This is a genomic window from Beijerinckia indica subsp. indica ATCC 9039, assembly GCF_000019845.1.
GTDB lineage: Bacteria > Pseudomonadota > Alphaproteobacteria > Rhizobiales > Beijerinckiaceae > Beijerinckia > Beijerinckia indica.
Genome location: NC_010581.1, coordinates 2,303,937 through 2,320,974, shown reverse-complemented (window position 1 = coordinate 2,320,974; position 17,038 = coordinate 2,303,937). Strand labels below are relative to the sequence as shown.

General features: G+C 55.2%; 13 protein-coding genes. 8 read left to right on the top strand and 5 right to left on the bottom strand.

Annotation, left to right across the window (positions count from 1 at the left end; genetic code table 11):
• Positions 1–455: 455 nt before the first annotated feature.
• The gene (gene cobT / locus BIND_RS10255) at positions 456–1,469 is read left to right on the top strand and encodes a nicotinate-nucleotide--dimethylbenzimidazole phosphoribosyltransferase (protein WP_041778029.1); all 1,014 of its coding nucleotides are present in this window, start codon (positions 456–458) and stop codon (positions 1,467–1,469) included.
• Between the two features lie 11 nt (positions 1,470–1,480).
• Here cobT and BIND_RS10250 read toward each other — a convergent pair whose 3' ends face one another.
• Together BIND_RS10250 and BIND_RS10245 are read right to left on the bottom strand one after the other, a co-directional pair.
• Positions 1,481–2,353 (bottom strand): uracil-DNA glycosylase, encoded by an 873-nt coding sequence (locus BIND_RS10250; RefSeq protein ID WP_012385006.1) that lies wholly within the window; start codon positions 2,351–2,353, stop codon positions 1,481–1,483.
• 40 nt (positions 2,354–2,393) lie between these two features.
• A complete protein-coding gene (locus BIND_RS10245; protein ID WP_012385005.1) occupies positions 2,394–3,020 on the bottom strand; it encodes a TetR/AcrR family transcriptional regulator in 627 nt (208 codons plus the stop codon).
• A 238-nt stretch (positions 3,021–3,258) separates the two neighbouring features.
• Between BIND_RS10245 and BIND_RS10240 the strand changes: the two genes are divergently transcribed.
• The 3 genes from BIND_RS10240 (at position 3,259) to BIND_RS10230 (ending at position 7,732) form a co-directional block, all read left to right on the top strand.
• Positions 3,259–4,464: an HlyD family secretion protein gene (locus BIND_RS10240; protein ID WP_012385004.1), complete on the top strand. Its 1,206-nt coding sequence runs from the start codon at positions 3,259–3,261 to the stop codon at positions 4,462–4,464.
• 8 nt (positions 4,465–4,472) lie between these two features.
• Entirely contained in the window at positions 4,473–6,041 is a 1,569-nt protein-coding gene (locus tag BIND_RS10235; protein WP_244395863.1) for a DHA2 family efflux MFS transporter permease subunit, read from the top strand.
• 113 nt (positions 6,042–6,154) lie between these two features.
• On the top strand, positions 6,155–7,732 hold the full coding sequence (locus BIND_RS10230) for an efflux transporter outer membrane subunit (protein WP_012385002.1): 1,578 nt from the start codon (positions 6,155–6,157) through the stop codon (positions 7,730–7,732).
• 2 nt (positions 7,733–7,734) lie between these two features.
• On the opposite strand, the gene BIND_RS10225 is transcribed toward BIND_RS10230, so the two are convergent.
• Complete coding sequence (locus BIND_RS10225; RefSeq protein ID WP_012385001.1) at positions 7,735–8,715, bottom strand: L-threonylcarbamoyladenylate synthase; 981 nt, start codon at positions 8,713–8,715, stop codon at positions 7,735–7,737.
• Between the two features lie 83 nt (positions 8,716–8,798).
• Between BIND_RS10225 and BIND_RS10220 the strand changes: the two genes are divergently transcribed.
• A complete protein-coding gene (locus tag BIND_RS10220; RefSeq protein WP_012385000.1) occupies positions 8,799–9,557 on the top strand; it encodes an SOS response-associated peptidase in 759 nt (252 codons plus the stop codon).
• Positions 9,558–9,738: 181 nt separating this feature from the next.
• Here the strand turns inward: BIND_RS10220 and BIND_RS10215 are convergent, their stop codons facing one another.
• On the bottom strand, positions 9,739–11,466 hold the full coding sequence (locus BIND_RS10215) for a glycoside hydrolase family 68 protein (protein ID WP_202944745.1): 1,728 nt from the start codon (positions 11,464–11,466) through the stop codon (positions 9,739–9,741).
• Positions 11,467–11,777: 311 nt separating this feature from the next.
• On the opposite strand from BIND_RS10215, the gene BIND_RS10210 reads away from it, so the two are divergent.
• Both BIND_RS10210 and BIND_RS10205 read left to right on the top strand, forming a co-directional pair.
• A complete protein-coding gene (locus tag BIND_RS10210) occupies positions 11,778–13,349 on the top strand; it encodes a glycoside hydrolase family 32 protein (protein ID WP_202944744.1) in 1,572 nt (523 codons plus the stop codon).
• A gap of 251 nt (positions 13,350–13,600) precedes the next feature.
• Positions 13,601–14,908 (top strand): NRAMP family divalent metal transporter, encoded by a 1,308-nt coding sequence (locus tag BIND_RS10205; RefSeq protein ID WP_012384997.1) that lies wholly within the window; start codon positions 13,601–13,603, stop codon positions 14,906–14,908.
• Positions 14,909–14,912: 4 nt separating this feature from the next.
• Here BIND_RS10205 and BIND_RS10200 read toward each other — a convergent pair whose 3' ends face one another.
• Positions 14,913–15,293 carry a tautomerase family protein gene (locus BIND_RS10200; RefSeq protein WP_012384996.1) on the bottom strand — a complete coding sequence of 127 codons (381 nt, stop codon included), beginning with the start codon at positions 15,291–15,293 and terminating at the stop codon, positions 14,913–14,915.
• 434 nt (positions 15,294–15,727) lie between these two features.
• On the opposite strand from BIND_RS10200, the gene BIND_RS10195 reads away from it, so the two are divergent.
• Positions 15,728–17,035 (top strand): cyclopropane fatty acid synthase, encoded by a 1,308-nt coding sequence (locus tag BIND_RS10195; RefSeq protein ID WP_012384995.1) that lies wholly within the window; start codon positions 15,728–15,730, stop codon positions 17,033–17,035.
• Positions 17,036–17,038: the final 3 nt, after the last annotated feature.

Here is a 17,038-nt window from a genome sequence, read left to right as displayed (position 1 = left end):
ATGTTTAGGCGCGCTCGTCCGTTGTCCTCCGGCCTGTCCGGTGAACCGCTATTTCAGGGATGTGCGCCTTGGATATCGAAGGGGGAGACGTTCTTGACGCCGCATGGCTTCGCTCGTCAGGGGGCGTCCATTTCAAGCACGATGCTGTCAGAAGCCAATGACCCTGGGAGGCTCGGTGGTTTTCTGTTGGTCCAGCATCAGTCTATCCAGTTCAATTAAGTCGATAGAAAATATATAAATTAATATTTTCCCTCGCGATATTCAGAATTTCCAACGCGATTAATTTGCAAAGCTTATGATAAAGCGCGCTTGGCCTCGCGTTGGCGGCAAGCAATTTGATAAATCCTACGTGCCCGAAGCGGTAAAACGCCGGCATGCCCTTGTGCGAGCTCGTATGTTGTGATTTCCAGCATCGGCTACCGTTCCCGACACTCTGATCCGATCGATTCCCGCCCTTGTCCATCTCTCCCTTCGACGATATCCGTGCCCTTCTGCCTCTCATGCCTGCAGCCTCCGAGGCAGCCGTTACTGCTGTGCGCGAACGCCAGGCCCGTCTCACCAAGCCCGAAGGTTCGCTCGGGCGGCTTGAGGAGATCGTCGCTTTTCTGGCAGCGTGGCAGGACAAGCCACAGCCACAAATGGAACGTCCACTGGTCGCGATCTTCGCTGCTAATCATGGCGTGGCGGCCCGTGGTGTATCCGCTTATCCGCCCTCAGTGACCCGGGCGATGATGGAGAATTTCGGTAACGGGGGAGCGGCGGTCAATCAGATCTGCGCCAGTTTCGGCACGGGCCTCAAAATTTTCGAACTGGCCCTCGATCTGCCGACCGAGGATATTACCCAGAAACCAGCCATGGACGAGGCCGCCGCTGCCGCTACCTTCGCTTTCGGCATGGAGGCGATTGCTGGCGGCATCGACCTCCTGTGCCTGGGAGAGATGGGGATCGGCAATACGACCGTGGCGGCCGCCGTTTATCATGGGCTTTATGGCGGCAAGCCGGAGGATTGGGTGGGGCAGGGGACCGGCGTCGATGCCGAGGGCCTGCGCCGCAAGATCGACGCGGTTGGGACGGCGGTCGCGCTGCACAAGGACAATCTCACCGATCCCTTGCAAGTCATGCGTTGCCTTGGCGGACGTGAAATCGCCGCCATGGCGGGCGCGATCCTGGCTGCCCGCATCGAGCATATTCCCGTGATTCTCGATGGTTATGTGGCCTGCGCCTCGGCGGCCATTCTCCAGGCCTTGCATCCCGGTGCCATTGATCATTGCCTTGCGGGGCATGTTTCCGCCGAGAAGCCTCACGCCAATGTGCTCGCGCGGCTCGGCAAGGCGCCGCTTCTCGATCTTGGTCTGCGCCTCGGTGAAGGCTCCGGCGCTGCGCTCGCCATCGGCATTGTCAAGGCGGCCTTGGCTTGCCATGATGGCATGGCGACCTTCGATGAAGCCAAGGTCCCGGGCCAAGTTTAAGTTTTGCCAGTTTAATCCTTCAGAGTCTGTGGACTGTCATCGCGAAGCGCCTTGGCGAGTAGGCGCCAATCCGCCCATGCGCGTTTTTTCTCCGCCGGCTGACGCAGCAGATAGGCTGGATGCAGCATCGGCAGGACGTGAATGGTCTTGCCGCCGCAGGACCAATCGCGCCAGCGGCCGCGCAGCCGGGTGATGGCCTCCTTGGTGCCGAGGAGCGTTTGTGCGGAGGGCGCGCCGAGGCAGACAATGAAACGTGGCGAAACCAATTCGATCTGACGGCGGATGAAGGGCAGGCAGGCCGCGATTTCGAGCGGGGTCGGCGTGCGATTGCCCGGCGGGCGCCAGGGCACGATATTGGCGATATAGACCTGGGTGCGGTCGAGATCCACGGCTGCCAGCATGCGATCGAGCAATTGCCCGGCGCGGCCGACAAAGGGGCGGCCCTGGCGGTCCTCGTCGGCACCAGGCGCCTCGCCGATGATCATGACGGAACTGTTTGGATTGCCATCGGCGAAGACGAGTTGTGTCGCCGTGTTTTTCAGGCCGCAACCTTGAAAGGCATCGAGTTTCTCGCGCAATTCATCGAGTGTCTTGGCCGAAGCGGCGGCTTCCTCGGCATTTTGGGACAGAGCCTCTTGGGAGAGAGCCTCTTGCGCGAAGCCTGGGAGCTGCCGAGGAGCGGGGGCCTGTTGCCGAGATGGCGAGACGCTGGATGGTGGTGGATGATCTGCCCGCGCCTGCCGGTCGTCTTGGGGGACGGAGGGGGCTCGCCGGCTGGCCATGGCGGCGGATTCCGCGAACCGGTCGTGTGGTGCTTCGTCGAGAGCGATATCGACGCCCATCGCCGCATACCAGCGCAAAAGAGCGGTGAGGGAATCCGACATTTGGCTTTAGACTTATCCTGAAAATCGGGGCTCGTGTTGCTTAAGGTCGGCCGTAACGTGCGAGGAACATCGCGACCGCCTCGTCCACATACATTTTCTTCTCCTCCTCGCCGATGATTTCCACACCGGGGATCGCCAGTTCCCGCATCTGATGCGAGGAGCTGACGGCACCAAGGAATAATTTGGCGGCAAGCACGGGTTGGGGGCAGTTGAGTTTGCCCGCGGCAGTCATGGATTTGAGATAATCGCTGACCTGAGCGAGAAGCCGGTTCGGACCAAGGTTGAAAAAAATATGGCCGAGTTCCGGGGTACGCACCGTTTCAGTGACGACGATCCGATACATTGCGAGACCGTTGGGGCTGAGGATCAGGTCGAGCAAAGCGCTGCCAATGGCTGCCAGAACGGTTGCCGGATCATTCTCATGAGCGCAAACCTCGGCCGCACCGGTCATGAAGCGTTGGCAACGTGCGTTCATGACTTCGGAAAACAGTTCCGCCTTACAGCCGAAATGCCGGTACAGCGTCTCCTTGGAGGCGCCAGCGCGGGTCGCGACGATCTGCATCGTCGTCTCGGCAAAACCTAATTCCAGGAAAATCTGTTCCGCGATCGCGGCGATTTCTTCCCGGCGTTTCTGGCCACGCGGCACACGATGTTCAAGCGGTCTCACCTTGACGTCTCGACCTTTCCATTTTATACGAACTCATCAGTTCGGATATGTGACATTGCCTTTGGACGGAGGCTAAAACAAGTCCGAATTGGATCCTTTTACCCCGAAACGCCTTATGTCTTTCAGGATAAAATGATCCAAAATCAAACAAAGCGAAACACGATTGGCTATTTGGGCCAATGCCATCTCGATGAGCGTTCCTCTGGCTGGATGGCCGCCACTGAAGATAGGAATTGCGATGGACGAAGCTTATCACAGTGGTGAGACCGCGGATTTGGTGAAAACCTCGTCCCCGGAGGATCGGTTGCATGCCCGTGTCAAAAGCGAAGGTCTTGCGCCCGAACGTGACAAGCCGCTGATCGAGGACAACGGCAATGGCGGTTCGCCGCAAAACGACAAGGCCCGCCAGAAACGGGGTGGCACGGTCAAGCTGGTGGGCTTTCTTGTCGTTGCCGCCTTGGCCTTGGGCGGCGGCTATTATTGGTTCACTTCGCGTAATCTCGAATCCACCGACGATGCCTTTACGGATGGCCGGGCGATCAGTGTCGCGCCGCGTGTGGCGGGGCAGGTCGTGGCCCTCGATGTCACGGATAATCAGTTCGTGCGCAAGGGTGATCCGCTGATCCATATTGATCCGAGCCAGTTTACGGTCAGCCGTGATTCCGCCCAAGGCAATCTGGATATGGCCAAGGCGCAATTTGCTGGCGAGCAATATGGCGCCGAGATCGCCCGCAAGAATTATCCGGCTGTGTTGCAACAGTCACAGGCGCAATTGGCGGTCGCGCAGGCCAATCTGTTCAGGGCGACAGCGGATAATAAACGTCAGAAAAGCCTGCCGAAACAAGCAACGACCCAACAGGAGGTCGATGCCGCCGAGGCTGCCTACCGCCAGGCCGAGGCTCAAGTGCAATTGGCGCAGGCCCAGGTTTTCCAAAATTCGCCGGTCCCGCAGCGGATTGGTGTCGCCGACAGCACGGTCGGCCAATTGAAGGGCCAGGTTGAACAGGCACAAGCGCAGCTCGATCAAGCCAATTTGAACCTCGACTGGACTGTGGTGCGGGCCCCGCAGGACGGCTGGATCACCAAGCGCAACGTCGAGGTCGGCACTTATGTATCGCCCGGCCAGCAGATTTTCTCGATTGTGTCGCCGGAAGTCTGGGTCACCGCCAATTTCAAGGAGAACCAGCTTGATCGGATGCGTGCTGGCCAGCCCGTCAAGATCGAGGTTGATGCCTATCCTCATCTCGACCTTCATGGCCATGTCGATAGCATTCAACTCGGTTCCGGTTCGAAATTCACGGCTTTCCCGCCGGAAAATGCGACGGGTAATTATGTGAAGATCGTCCAGCGTGTCCCGGTCAAGATCCTAATCGATAAGGGGCTTGATCCGGAGCAGCCTTTGCCGCTGGGTCTTTCGGTCGTGCCGACGGTCACTTTGAAATGAGTGCGGTGGTGGATTCAAACGACCACGCGGACTGGAGGCCATCGCATAATCCGTGGCTGATCGCGGTCGTCGTCACGCTCGCCGCCTTCATGGAAATTCTCGACACGACGATCGTCAATGTCGCGCTTCCGCATATTGCCGGAGCCTTGTCCTCGTCGAACGATGAAGCGACCTGGGCTTTGACCTCTTATCTCGTCGCCAATGGCATTGTGCTGACGATTTCCGGCTGGCTCAGCGATGTCATTGGCCGCAAGCGTTATTTTGTTATCTGCATCATCATGTTCACGGTCTGCTCGTTTCTCTGCGGGGTCGCGACGAGCCTTGGACAACTCATCGTCTTTCGTCTTTTGCAGGGCTTCTTCGGCGGTGGTTTACAGCCGAACCAGCAATCGATCATCCTCGATACCTTCCCACCAGCAAAGCGTGGTGCGGCGTTCGGTGTTACCGCGATCGCGACGATCGTCGCGCCGGTGCTGGGGCCGACGCTTGGCGGTTGGCTGACCGATACTTACAATTGGCGCTGGGTCTTTCTCGTCAATATACCGTTCGGCATTATCGCGGTCTTTCTCGTCTCTGTCCTCGTCGAAGACCCGCCGTGGGTAAAGGCGCGGCGGAGCAAGGGTATTGATTATATCGGCTTGACTTTGATCACCGTCGGTCTCGGCTGCCTGCAGGTGATGATGGATCGCGGCGAAGATGAAGATTGGTTCAGTTCCCATTTTATTGTCATCATGGCTCTGTTCGCGGGACTTGGCATCCTCGGCGCCATAGGTTGGCTGCTCGTCGCGAAAAAACCGATTGTCAGTCTGGAGGTCTTCAAGGACCGTAATTATGCGGTGGGCAGTATCTGCATCGCGGCGGTTGGTGGAGTGCTTTATGCTGGCGCGGTCATCATTCCGCAATTTTCACAGACCGTCATCGGGTACGATGCGACCTGGTCGGGCCTCATCCTGTCGCCAGGCGGCGTTGCTATTATCATCCTTATCCCGCTTGTCGGGCGGTTGATGAGCTTCGTCCAGACGCGTTATCTTATCATTGTCGGCTTTATGATCATGGGGGCCGCCTTTCTTTATTCCAGCACGCTCGTTCCGACGATCGATTTCAAGACTCTTGTGCTGATGCGGTCGTTTCAGACCATGGGGCTCGGTTTTCTCTTTGTGCCGATCAGCACAATCGCTTATTCGACCCTGCCGCGTGACTTGAATGGTGATGGGACAGCGCTCTTCACCATGTTGCGGAATGTCTTCGGCTCGATCGGTATTTCGCTGGCGACGGCAATGATTACCGAACGGACACAGGTCCGCCAATCCTATCTATCGCAATGGATGACGCCGTTTTATCAGCCTTTCAACGATCTCGTTGCTCAATATGAGCGGACCTTGATCTCGATGGGTCACGCCGCTGGAGCTGTGCATGATATTGCCTTGGGACGTGTCTATCAGACGTTTCGCACGCAAGCACAAGTCTTGGCCTATTCGGATGTTTTTCTCTACATTGCCGTTATCGCTTTTGCCGTCATCCCGTTCTGTTTCCTGTTTTCAAACGCGAAGGGCGGCGGCGGCGGTCCCGTGCATTAGAGCATGAGACATGGGATAAAAGTCAGATATCATGCGTCGGATCATGGTGCCGATACATAAAACTGATAATATCGGTGATCTATACTCTGTTTCTCGATTGGTTGCGGACTGACATGGCGGATAGAAAAAGCCTCACTCCGGCAATATTTGCCATTGTCTCTCTCAGCACTGGCCTCGGTGGTTGTCTCTCTGTCGGTCCCGATTATGTGGGGCCGGACCCGATGCTTCCCGCGAAGTCCTTTTACGGGCCACCGGAACCGGCAGCGGCGGTCGCGGCCTTGCCATCGCAAGGACCGGCCAAGGGGCCGGTGTCGCCAGTCGATCCTCTCTGGTGGCGCACGTTCCGAGACCCCACTTTGACGTCGCTTGTACAAAGAGCAGCGGGTGCCAATCTGGACGTTCGTACAGCCTCGATGCGCTTGGCACAGAGTCGCTTTGAACGTGGTGTTACGGCTGCGGCCGCATTGCCGACCGGCAATGGCAATGCAAGTTATAATCGTCAGCAAATCAGTAATCAGGGTGTTGTCACTCTGGTTAATCCGCTCGTCCAACAACTCGGCGTCGGTGCGTTTACCGTGCCGCCAATCAATGTCTGGTCGCCGACATTCGATGCATCCTGGGAACTCGATATCTGGGGCCATGTACGCCGGCAGATTGAAGCAGCAGATGCGCAAATGGATGCCGCCGAAGAACAACGCCGCGCCATGCTTGTCTCGACCATGGCGGAACTCGCGCGTGACTACATTCAATTGCGCGGGGTTCAGGCGCAGATTGGCATCCTCAAAGACAATATCGTGAGTTCCGAGGATATTCTGAAACTGACCCGGACCCGGGCCGAGAAAGGCATGACAACAGGCCTTGATGTCGAGAATGCTGCCGCACAGGTCGAAAGCGAGAAAGCGCAATTGCCGAGCCTTGAGGATCAGCAAATAGAGCTCATCAATGCTCTAAGCCTATTGCTGGATAGCCCCCCTGGGGCCCTCAATGATGAGCTCATCAAATCGAAGCCCATCCCTCCCGTGCCCCCACAGGTTCCGCTGGGCATTCCTTCCGAACTCGCTCGCCGGCGCCCGGATATTCGGCAGGCCGAAGCGCAACTCCATTCAGCGACCGCCAATATTGGCGTCGCGGTGGCGGAATTCTATCCAACTGTCAAACTGAATGGCAGCGTGGGTGCCAATGCCCTCGATTTCAAGAATTTGTGGAAGCCGAGTGCATTGCAATATAATTTTGGGCCGAGCTTTGCTGTTCCGCTCTTCGACGGCGGCCGGTTGAAAGCGACTCTGCACTTGCGTGAGGCTCAGCAGCAGGAAGCGGCGATCGCCTACCATAAGACCGTGCTCGGTGCCTGGCATGAGGTGGTCAATACATTGACTGCTTATCAGAAAGAGCAGCAAAGGCGGGCGAGGCTCAACGCGCAGGTCGATCATGCGCGCCAAGTGCTTTCGCTCTCACGCACACGCTATAATACAGGCGTCACCGATTTCATTACCGTGCTCGACGCGGAACGCACGCTTCTTGGAGCGCAGCAGCAATATGCGCAGAGCACGACCAATGTCTCGACCGATCTCGTTGCCCTTTACAAAGCACTCGGGGGTGGCTGGGAAATGGTGTTTCCCGACAAGGATGCACCAACTCTGGCTACGCCCGAGATGACCGCTTCGGTGGCGCCGGCTCCAGCGGCCCAATAGGCTTATGATGCTGGATGTCTTGGCGCGGCGGCGCGGCGCAGCCGGTCGTTGATCGCCTCGCCGAGACCGGTTTCGGGGATGGGCGCCACCGCGATCGTCTCTAATCCCAAAGCGTCGAGATGGCGGAGATAGGTGAAGAGATGTGCCGCAGCCTCGGTGAGATCGCCGCTCGGCGACAGATCGAGAGTGTGGGCCGCCTTCGCGAAGTGACCGCCGAAATCCAGTCCTGCTTCTCCTTTTTGTAAGTCTGTGGCGTCGAGCCGGACCTTGGCGCGCGGCGCATAATGAGAGGCCAGGAGTCCAGGCCCGCGCAAGGGAGAAGTGGCAGTAAGACGCGGTGGTGCCTCAAGGATGCGGCCGAGACAGGTTTCGATGGCCTCGCGGGGAATGCCGCCCGGCCGCAAGAGGCGAGGTTGTGCTTCGAGACAGTCGATAATGGTCGATTCCACGCCGACAGGGCAGCGACCGCCATCGAGGATCAGGTCGACACGATCGCCAAGGTCCTCGCGGACATGCTCGGCGCTGACCGGGCTCACCCGGCCAGAGCGATTGGCGGAAGGCGCCGCGAGCGGCAGACCCGTCGCTTCGATCAAGGCACGCGCGATCGGATGCGCCGGGACGCGCAGGGCCACGCTGTCGAGTCCAGCCCGCGCCAGGGCGCAAATCTTGCTTTCCGGTGAAACGGGCACCACGAGCGTGAGAGGGCCAGGCCAAAAGCAGGCGGCGAGCCGCAAGGCCATATCGGAGAAAATCCCGTGACACTGGGCTTCTGCGAGGCTCGCAACATGGGCGATCAGCGGGTTGAAGGAGGGCCGTTCCTTGGCCGCATAGATTTTGGCGACAGCTTCATCGCGCGTCGCGTCGGCGCCGAGCCCATAAACCGTCTCGGTCGGGAAAGCGACGAGGCCGCCTTGGCGAAGGATCGAAGCCGCCTTCGTGATTTCAGACGTGAGATCATCCTGTGAAACAGGGGGAACAGACAAAGGATTGGCCTTTCGATTTGCTGCCGACCGCGCCAAAGATAAGGCTGATGGATAGGGATGGATGAGATGGGGGAGAAGCAGCCATGTGCGGGCGTTTTGCCATAAATTCGAGCCCCGACGCCATGCGCGAGTTCTTTGGCTATGATGAAGCGTTGGATTTCCCGCCACGCTATAATATTGCGCCGAGCTTGCCCGTGCCAGTCATCAGGGCCGAACGTCGGGGTCGCGCCGCGCCCACGCGGCATGTTTTGCTGATGCGTTGGGGATTCCTACCGGGTTTCGTCAAGGATCCGAAACAATATCCATTGGTTTTTAACGCCCGTAGCGAAAGCCTGTTCAGCAAGGCAAGTTTCAAAAATGCCATGCGAAGGCGGCGTTGCCTCTTCATGGCCGATGCTTTTTACGAATGGCGTCATGAGGTGAAAGGCAAGCCAGGCCGGCCCTATTTGTTGCATCGGCGCGATAGAGAACCTCTTGCCTTTGCCGGTCTTTGGGAAACTTGGATGGGACCGCATGGCGAGGAATTGGATACCGCCTGTATTGTAACCACGGCGGCGAATGGAGCGACCGCCGCTTTGCATCCGCGGCTTCCTGCGATCATCGAGAAAAAGCATTTCGATCTTTGGCTCGATCTGGATGAGACCAGCACCGAGAAAGCCTATGGCCTGTTGCACCCGCCCGAAAACGATGTTCTCGATTTTTATGAAATCGGGCTCGCCGTGAACAAAGCGGGACATGACGCGGCTGATATTCAGGTCAGGGTCACGCCGGAAGAGCGCCGCGCGCGCGAACAATCCGTTTCCGAGCTGCCGAACGAGCCCGTGCAGGGAAGCCTCTTTTGAGGCTCCAGCCCAGGGCTTGTTTAAAATAGCGAGGAAGGGATCCTCCGGCCCCAGACGTGTTACGCACGAGGCCCGTGGTGATCCCCACCTCTTAATCAAGCGGCTTATAGGTCTGTTCGCTCTCCTTGATCGCTAGAGGATCATGAGAACCATCAGAGCCATGCCGCCTCAGCGATCGGCCTTACTGGCCGTTCGTGACACCATGGCCATTACCTTGGCCAAGCGCGGGAAGATTGGCCGGGATGTCGCCATAGCCACCCAATCCGGCATTGCCATAGGTCCTGTCGAGGATGGTAGAAGTTCTGTTGATGTTGATCTTCACCGTCGGAGCCAGCGCGCCACCGCGACGAGTGCCGATGGCATCGATAAACGATTCAACGAGGCCGCCCGGCATGACATAATGCGAATAGGACTGGAACGTCCGAGGATTTTGATTTGGATTCAAGGCGTAAGGAGCGCCGGCCGGCTGATAGAGATCGGTCGGGTTGCCGAGCGTGAGGCCGCTGAGGCCATTCAGGGGAATGAAGTCGCTGCGAATGCCATCACCGACGAAGCCATAGACGCCGTCCGGCCCATCGACGCCCGCCGCATAGGTCGTGCGGTGGCTGATCGTGAACAGGTAATATTTTCCATCCTTCAGATAGATCTGAGGACGTTCGGTCTGATCGTTCACGCAATTACCGGACAGGATCGGCGGCAGGAACTTCCACTGCGTCAGTTCATCGTTCGTCGCCACGGCAAGACCGACATTGGCCATTTGGTAAATGGCTCCGGAGTCCATGACCGCATTCAGGTCTTCTTTGTTCGGGTCATTGGGAGAATATCCGAGATCTGCCTCGGTGCAGGAGCGGGAGCCGCGCTGCACGGCGGTATTGCCTTCGAAGACCATGAAGGTCTTGCCCGGATGAGCGGGGTCAAGGAAGACATAGGGATCGCGGAAGGAGAAGAACTCGTTCTGCTGACCGGTCTGATAATATTTGCCGTCGGGTGCGAGCAGCGGGAGATGTTGATCGAATCCCGTGAACCACACATGCTTATCATCTGCTTGAATTTGTCCATCCGCGCGCGAGATGATGGCGATCGGCGGTGTGATGTTACCGCCCTGAGCATTACGGTTGAACGATGTCGCCGTGTAATAGAGGCTGACGTTGTTGTTCTTCAGGTAGGCGTGTTGCGGGCCATCAGCATAAGGGCCGCCCACGAAGCGGGCGCCGCCGGACCATTCCGCGTTTTGCGTCATGGGGACGTTACCGAAGACTTTGACGCTGCTACCATCCGGGAACAAATGCCCGCCATAGATCCAGCCGCCATCAATCGGGCGCTGGTTCGCGGGAATTCCGGCCTTGCGATAAAAGAAGCCGATACGTGCGTGAACGTGGCGATCATCGAAAACATAACCGGCATGCGGATCAGCGGTCAGCGAGAAAATGACCTCCCACCCCTGGAAGCTCAGCTGATTGCCATGCACATCGGCGAGAGGCCACGTATCCCACACCCACACGTCCGGGTTGGTTTGCGGGAAATCGGCAGGGATATCGGGCATCGTCAGATTGAGCGGCAGCGAATTCTGATCGGGTGACACCGGGACATGTGATTGCGCCTTGATTTGACGGGCATTGGCGCGCGTCCATTTGGCGGTAAAATCCGCAAATGGATCATAGGCTTGTCCCGAATGCGGAGTCGGTATCGGGTAACCCGATTGAGCCTGAGCGGACAGTGCTGTGGCAGTCAGAAGCGAGCCCGCGATGAGGCTACGTATACAAACATTAAACGATCGACTTGCCATAAATATGTCCTCTGAATGAATCGAGCAGCATGATTGCTGCTCGATTCTAGCCGTATTGTAGAGAAATGACATATTTAAGGCAAAATGAATTAATAAGTTGGCCTTTAGGCTGTTGATGAGCATGATGAGGCCGTATGGCAAATATATCCGTAAAATTGTAATTTTACATAAAAGCAATTATGGCGTTTATTATTTGTATATATGAAACTCTCTATATAACGTATTTAATTCCATAAAATCAACACATTAAATTTTTAGATCGAGCTTATCGTATGAAATTCATTTGATGAAATGGGGTTGTGGTGCCATGTGCCATGATCGTGTGACGGAGGCTATTCTTCAGTAAAATGAGAGAAAATGACGAGATGCTGTATAAATATCCTCATCTAACGACTGGATTAGGGGGCTTACTGGCCCGCTTATTCGCCACATTCGTGATTTCATCTGCGATAGAGCTTGGTTCGTTCGGTCTGTTGCATGCCGAGGAGACAGGCACGGTCCAGTGGCGTCCGGCCTTGCATTACACGCCCGAACGGAACTGGATGAACGATCCAAACGGATTGGTATTCAATAACGGCCTTTATCATTTGTTCTACCAATATAACCCCAAAGGAAATGTCTGGGGTAATATGTCATGGGGACATGCAACCAGCCCTGATCTGATTCATTGGAATGAACATGATGTGGCGATGTCGGCAAACGAGACCGAAGAGATTTTCTCCGGCTCAATCGTCGTCGACGAACACAATACATCCAGATTAGGCTCGGCGAATTCATCCCCTCTCATCGCACTTTATACGAGTGCGTATAAGGCTGGGTCGGGTCACCCCGCAGGAACTCAGGCACAATCGCTTGCCTACAGCCAAGACGAAGCGCAAACGTGGCATCCGTATGATCATAATCCCGTATTGACTCTTAGCCCGGAGTCAAAAAACTTTCGAGATCCAAAAATTTCCTGGTATCCGAAAGGAGGTTATTGGCTGCTGACAACTGTTGTCGCGGATGCGCAAGTCGTTAAAATCTATCGCTCCAATAATCTGCTCAACTGGGAATTCCTCAGTGATTTCAGTCTCCCTGGTATCCCTCATCAGGGTGCGCTTTGGGAAATGTCCGATCTTTTCCCTCTTCCTCTTGACGGCGATAAAAACGATCAAAAGTGGGTTATGATTGTCAATGTCAACCCTTGGTCAATCGCGGGAGGATCCGGCGCGCTTTATTTCGTCGGAGGTTTCGATGGCAAGGTGTTTGTTCCTGAGCATCTTCCTCCGGCAGGCTCGGACCCTTCCCAATATTTGTGGCTCGACCACGGCGCCGACTTTTATGCGGCTGGAACATTTGCCCATGAGCCCCATGGCAAAGCGGTGATCATGGGCTGGATGAGCAATTGGGATTATGCGGAGCATGTCCCGACGGCACCATGGAAAGGGGCAATGGCCCTGCCGCGTGTGCTCGCGTTGAAAACAATCGATGGTATCCCGCAACTCGTCTTTTCTCCCGTCGATCAATATACATCCCTAGTCCAGGGACAGCCGGCGGCGAGAATTGAGACTCTGACCGTCTCCTCGTCAATCAAGGAACTTGACCCGTCCACGCAAGGAACCGTGCAGAATATCGCGGTTACCATCCATCCCGGCGCCGCTCAACGTGCTGGGCTCATCATACGCGGTTCAGCAAAGGGTGATGTGGGGACGCGGATTTTTTATGACACATCCAACCACACATTGACACTCGATCGTTCCCAATCTGGCGAAACGAACTTTTCAAGTGCATTCAGTAAACAACATATTGTCAACTTGCCGCTAGAGAATGGGGAACTGCGTCTCACAATCATTGTGGATAGGAATTCGGTCGAGGTTTTCGCCAACAATGGCCGCGCAGTCATCACGGATCTCATTTTTCCGACTCTTGATGACAATCGCATCTCTGTCTTCGCGGAGCATGGCGATGCGACATTCAATGACCTCGCCATTACCAATCTCTCCGATCTGACTAATATAAAGCAGTAAACTTCATTCAGAGCCCGTTCCGCGTCGATTAGCGTGGAGCTGGCTCTTTCTTTGTCCAAGACATGACTTTTGTCGCAAAAGTGAAGCCCCCTTTTGGATTTGATGCTGTGGCGTGACCTCCCGTTTTCCTATCGAAAGTCAGGGCGCGGCCATGCGGTTTCGGATAGTAAGAGAAGGAATCAAGAATTTCGCTCTTTCTCCGAAAACCCCGACCGAACGGCTGGGGTCTCGGACCCAGCAAGGACGCCGCGATGAAATCAACGATCGATGATGAAGATCCGGAGGCGCCGAGCCCCGTCATCGGTCCCAGCCGGCCTCGTCTCTTCAAGATTCTCGGACCTGGCCTCATTACCGGGGCGTCGGATGATGATCCGAGCGGGATCGCTACATATTCGCAGGCGGGTGCGCAATTCGGCTACCTGCTTGGCTGGACGATGCTGTTCACCTTTCCGCTGATGGTGGCGATACAGATGATCAGCGCCCGCATCGGACGCACGACGGGGCATGGCATCGCTGGTGTTTTGCGGATGTATTATCCGTCCTGGCTGTTGAGCTTTGTCGTGCTGTTGCTGCTGGTCGCCAATATCATCAATCTCGGCGCCGATCTTGGTGCCATGGCGGATGCGCTGACCTTGCTGTTGCCAGCGCCACGCGTGCTTTATGTCTTGTTGCTCGCCGCTATCTGCATTTCCATGCAGCTATTTCTGCAATATACGCGCTATGTCGCCGTGCTCAAATGGCTGACCTTGGCCTTGTTTGCTTATTTCGGCGCCGTCATGATCGTGGATGTCGATTGGGCGGATCTTGCTTTGCACCTCGTCTGGCCCAAAATTCTCTGGGACAAGGACTATTTGACGACGCTAGTCGCCATTTTGGGAACAACGATCAGCCCCTATCTCTTCTTCTGGCAGGCTTCGGAGGAAGTTGAGGATTTGCATGTCTATCCTCGCCGCGTGGATCTCGTCGATGCGCCAAGTCAGGCTCCGGCTGCTTTGTATCGCATCGAGATCGATACTATGGTCGGTATGGGTTTTTCAAATCTGGTCGCGCTCGCCATTATCGTGACGGCCGCGGCCACTTTGCATCCACATGGTATTACCAATATCGAGACATCCGCCCAAGCTGCTGAGGCATTAAGGCCCATCGCCGGTTCCTTTGCCGCGACGATTTTCACGCTCGGCATTATCGGAACCGGCTTGTTGGCGGTGCCGGTGCTGGGCGGTTCCGCAGCCTATGCAATCGGTGAAATGCGGCAATGGCCGATGGGACTCGCGCGCCGCCCCAAGGAAGCGCAGGCTTTTTATGCGACGCTTGTCATCGCGACCTTGATCGGCATGATCCTGAATTTCACGCCGATCAATCCAATCCAGGCGCTTTATTGGAGCGCCGTTATCAATGGTGTCGCCGCCGCACCGGTTATGGTGGTGATGATGGTCCTCACCGCCCGTTCCGACATTATGGGGCCCTTTGTCGTCACCGGCTGGCTTAAAAGGCTTGGTTGGGCTTCCACAATCTTGATGGGAGTGGTGGTCATTGCCATGCTGGTGACGTCATTTTGACTGCTTAAGCATATTGGGCAAGGCCGAGACCAAAGGACCAGTTTTCCTTGGCGACTTCCACGAGACTGATCAAGACATTCTCCGGCTTAATGCCGGGCTTGTCTTTCAGTAATTCGGCAATGCGTGCGTAAAGCGCCTTTTTCTGCTCCGTTGTGCGGGTATTATTGGCGAAGATCTGGATCATGACCAGATCATCGTCGCGATTGATGCCGAGATAATCCGCACCATAGACGAAATCGTTTTTCTCATGTTCGGTCAGGATCATGAAACGATCTTCTTCCGGTACGCCAAAGGCTTCGCGCATGGCCAGATAGACTTGGTCGAGAATGGCGCGGCGATATTCGGGTGATTTCCCTTTGATAAGGGAAACGCGGGTGAGGGGCATGTCGGGACCTTTCCTCGGGAATCGGGAATAGCCCTCTTTTATAGAGGGTTCGGTTGTTTCCCAACAGGCGAGCGGATTTTAGGGCCTACGATCGCATCATGGGCGATAGCCATCATACTGCTCTCCAAGCCCGAGAGCCTGGAACGGGGCCATAGGACCCTACTATGATATCGGCTGAAACGCGGTCAGCATGATCGACGGGCTTATGTGAAGCTTTGCCGTAAAGAGACAGAGTATATCCGATATCCCATCCGCAGTTATTTCACTGTGAGGTTATAGTCTAATAATATCTATTATATTCAATAAGTTATTGATCATGATGGGGCAATGTCTGGTTGTTCGAAAGAGATTGAACTTCCGTTGCCTCTTACGCGTTGTCACTCCAAATTTACTGTCTGAAAATGTATTTCAGACAACATCTTTCAGGTTCTGAAATGATTAAAAATTTCACGACCTTTGTTTCAGAAAATATTAAAACGGGTGACCTTGTCATCATCGAAGCCAATGGATGTCAACATCATTTTGGCGATGGGACAGGCAAACGTGTCACCATCCGTTTTACTGATAATAATATTCTCTTGGCGATCCTTCTGAAACCAGAACTTGCGGCGGGCGAGGCGTTTATGGATGGACGTCTGCTTATGGTAGAGGGGGATATTTATGATTTTCTCGCCTTGATATTCAGAAATACTTATACATTAAAAACTTCTAGACCAATAAAGCTTATTCGTCAGTTAATTAATTTCACCAAACGATTCAACGCGAACAATAAGCTCGGTAACGCGCAAAAGAACATCGCCTATCATTATGATCTTGATCAGTCTTTCTATCGCCTATTTTTGGATGAGGATTGTCAATATTCCTGTGCTTATTTTGAGTATCCGGGGGAAACATTGGATGCGGCACAATCGGCAAAAAAGAGACATATCGCCGCTAAACTGTTACTGAAGTCAAACCAGCATGTTCTCGACATTGGATCCGGGTGGGGTGGGCTTGGCCTTTATCTGGCTCGTCTGTCAGGGGTCGAGGTTACAGGAGTGACGCTTTCCAAGGAACAATATATCAGTTCGAATAAAGAAGCCGAACGGCTGAACCTTGCTCACCACGTACGATTTTTCTTAAAAGACTACCGCCTTCTGGATGAAACATTCGATCGCATCGTCTCCGTTGGCATGTTGGAGCACGTCGGAATTGGATCCTATGAAGAATATTTTGCTAAAGTGAAATCCCTGCTGAAGCCCGACGGCGTGATGCTTTTGCATGCGATTGGCCAATTTGATAGTCCCACTTACACCAATCCATGGATTCAAAAATATATTTTCCCGGGTGGCTATATTCCTGCCCTTTCCGAAGTTCTTCCCGCTATCGAACGACATGGCCTTGTCGTTTGTGACATTGAGATCCTGCGATTACACTATGCGGAGACACTCAGGGCGTGGCGTGAGCGTTTTCTAGCGCGTCGTGAGGAAGCAGTCGCTCTTTATGGGGAACGGTTTGCGCGGATGTGGGAGTTTTATCTTGCTGCATCCGAGACAGCGTTTCGTTACCAGGGTTTGATGGTGTTCCAGATCCAGCTTGCGCGTGATCAAACGGTCGTGCCCCTAACGCGCAATTATATTGCCAAAAACGAGGAGGCTCTGAAGACGCTGGAGAATGCCAAGCTTTTCTCTGTCCTCACTCCAGAATATTCGTCCGCGAAAAGCTCAGATGTGGATATCAATTCGGATATTGATATATTTTGATAT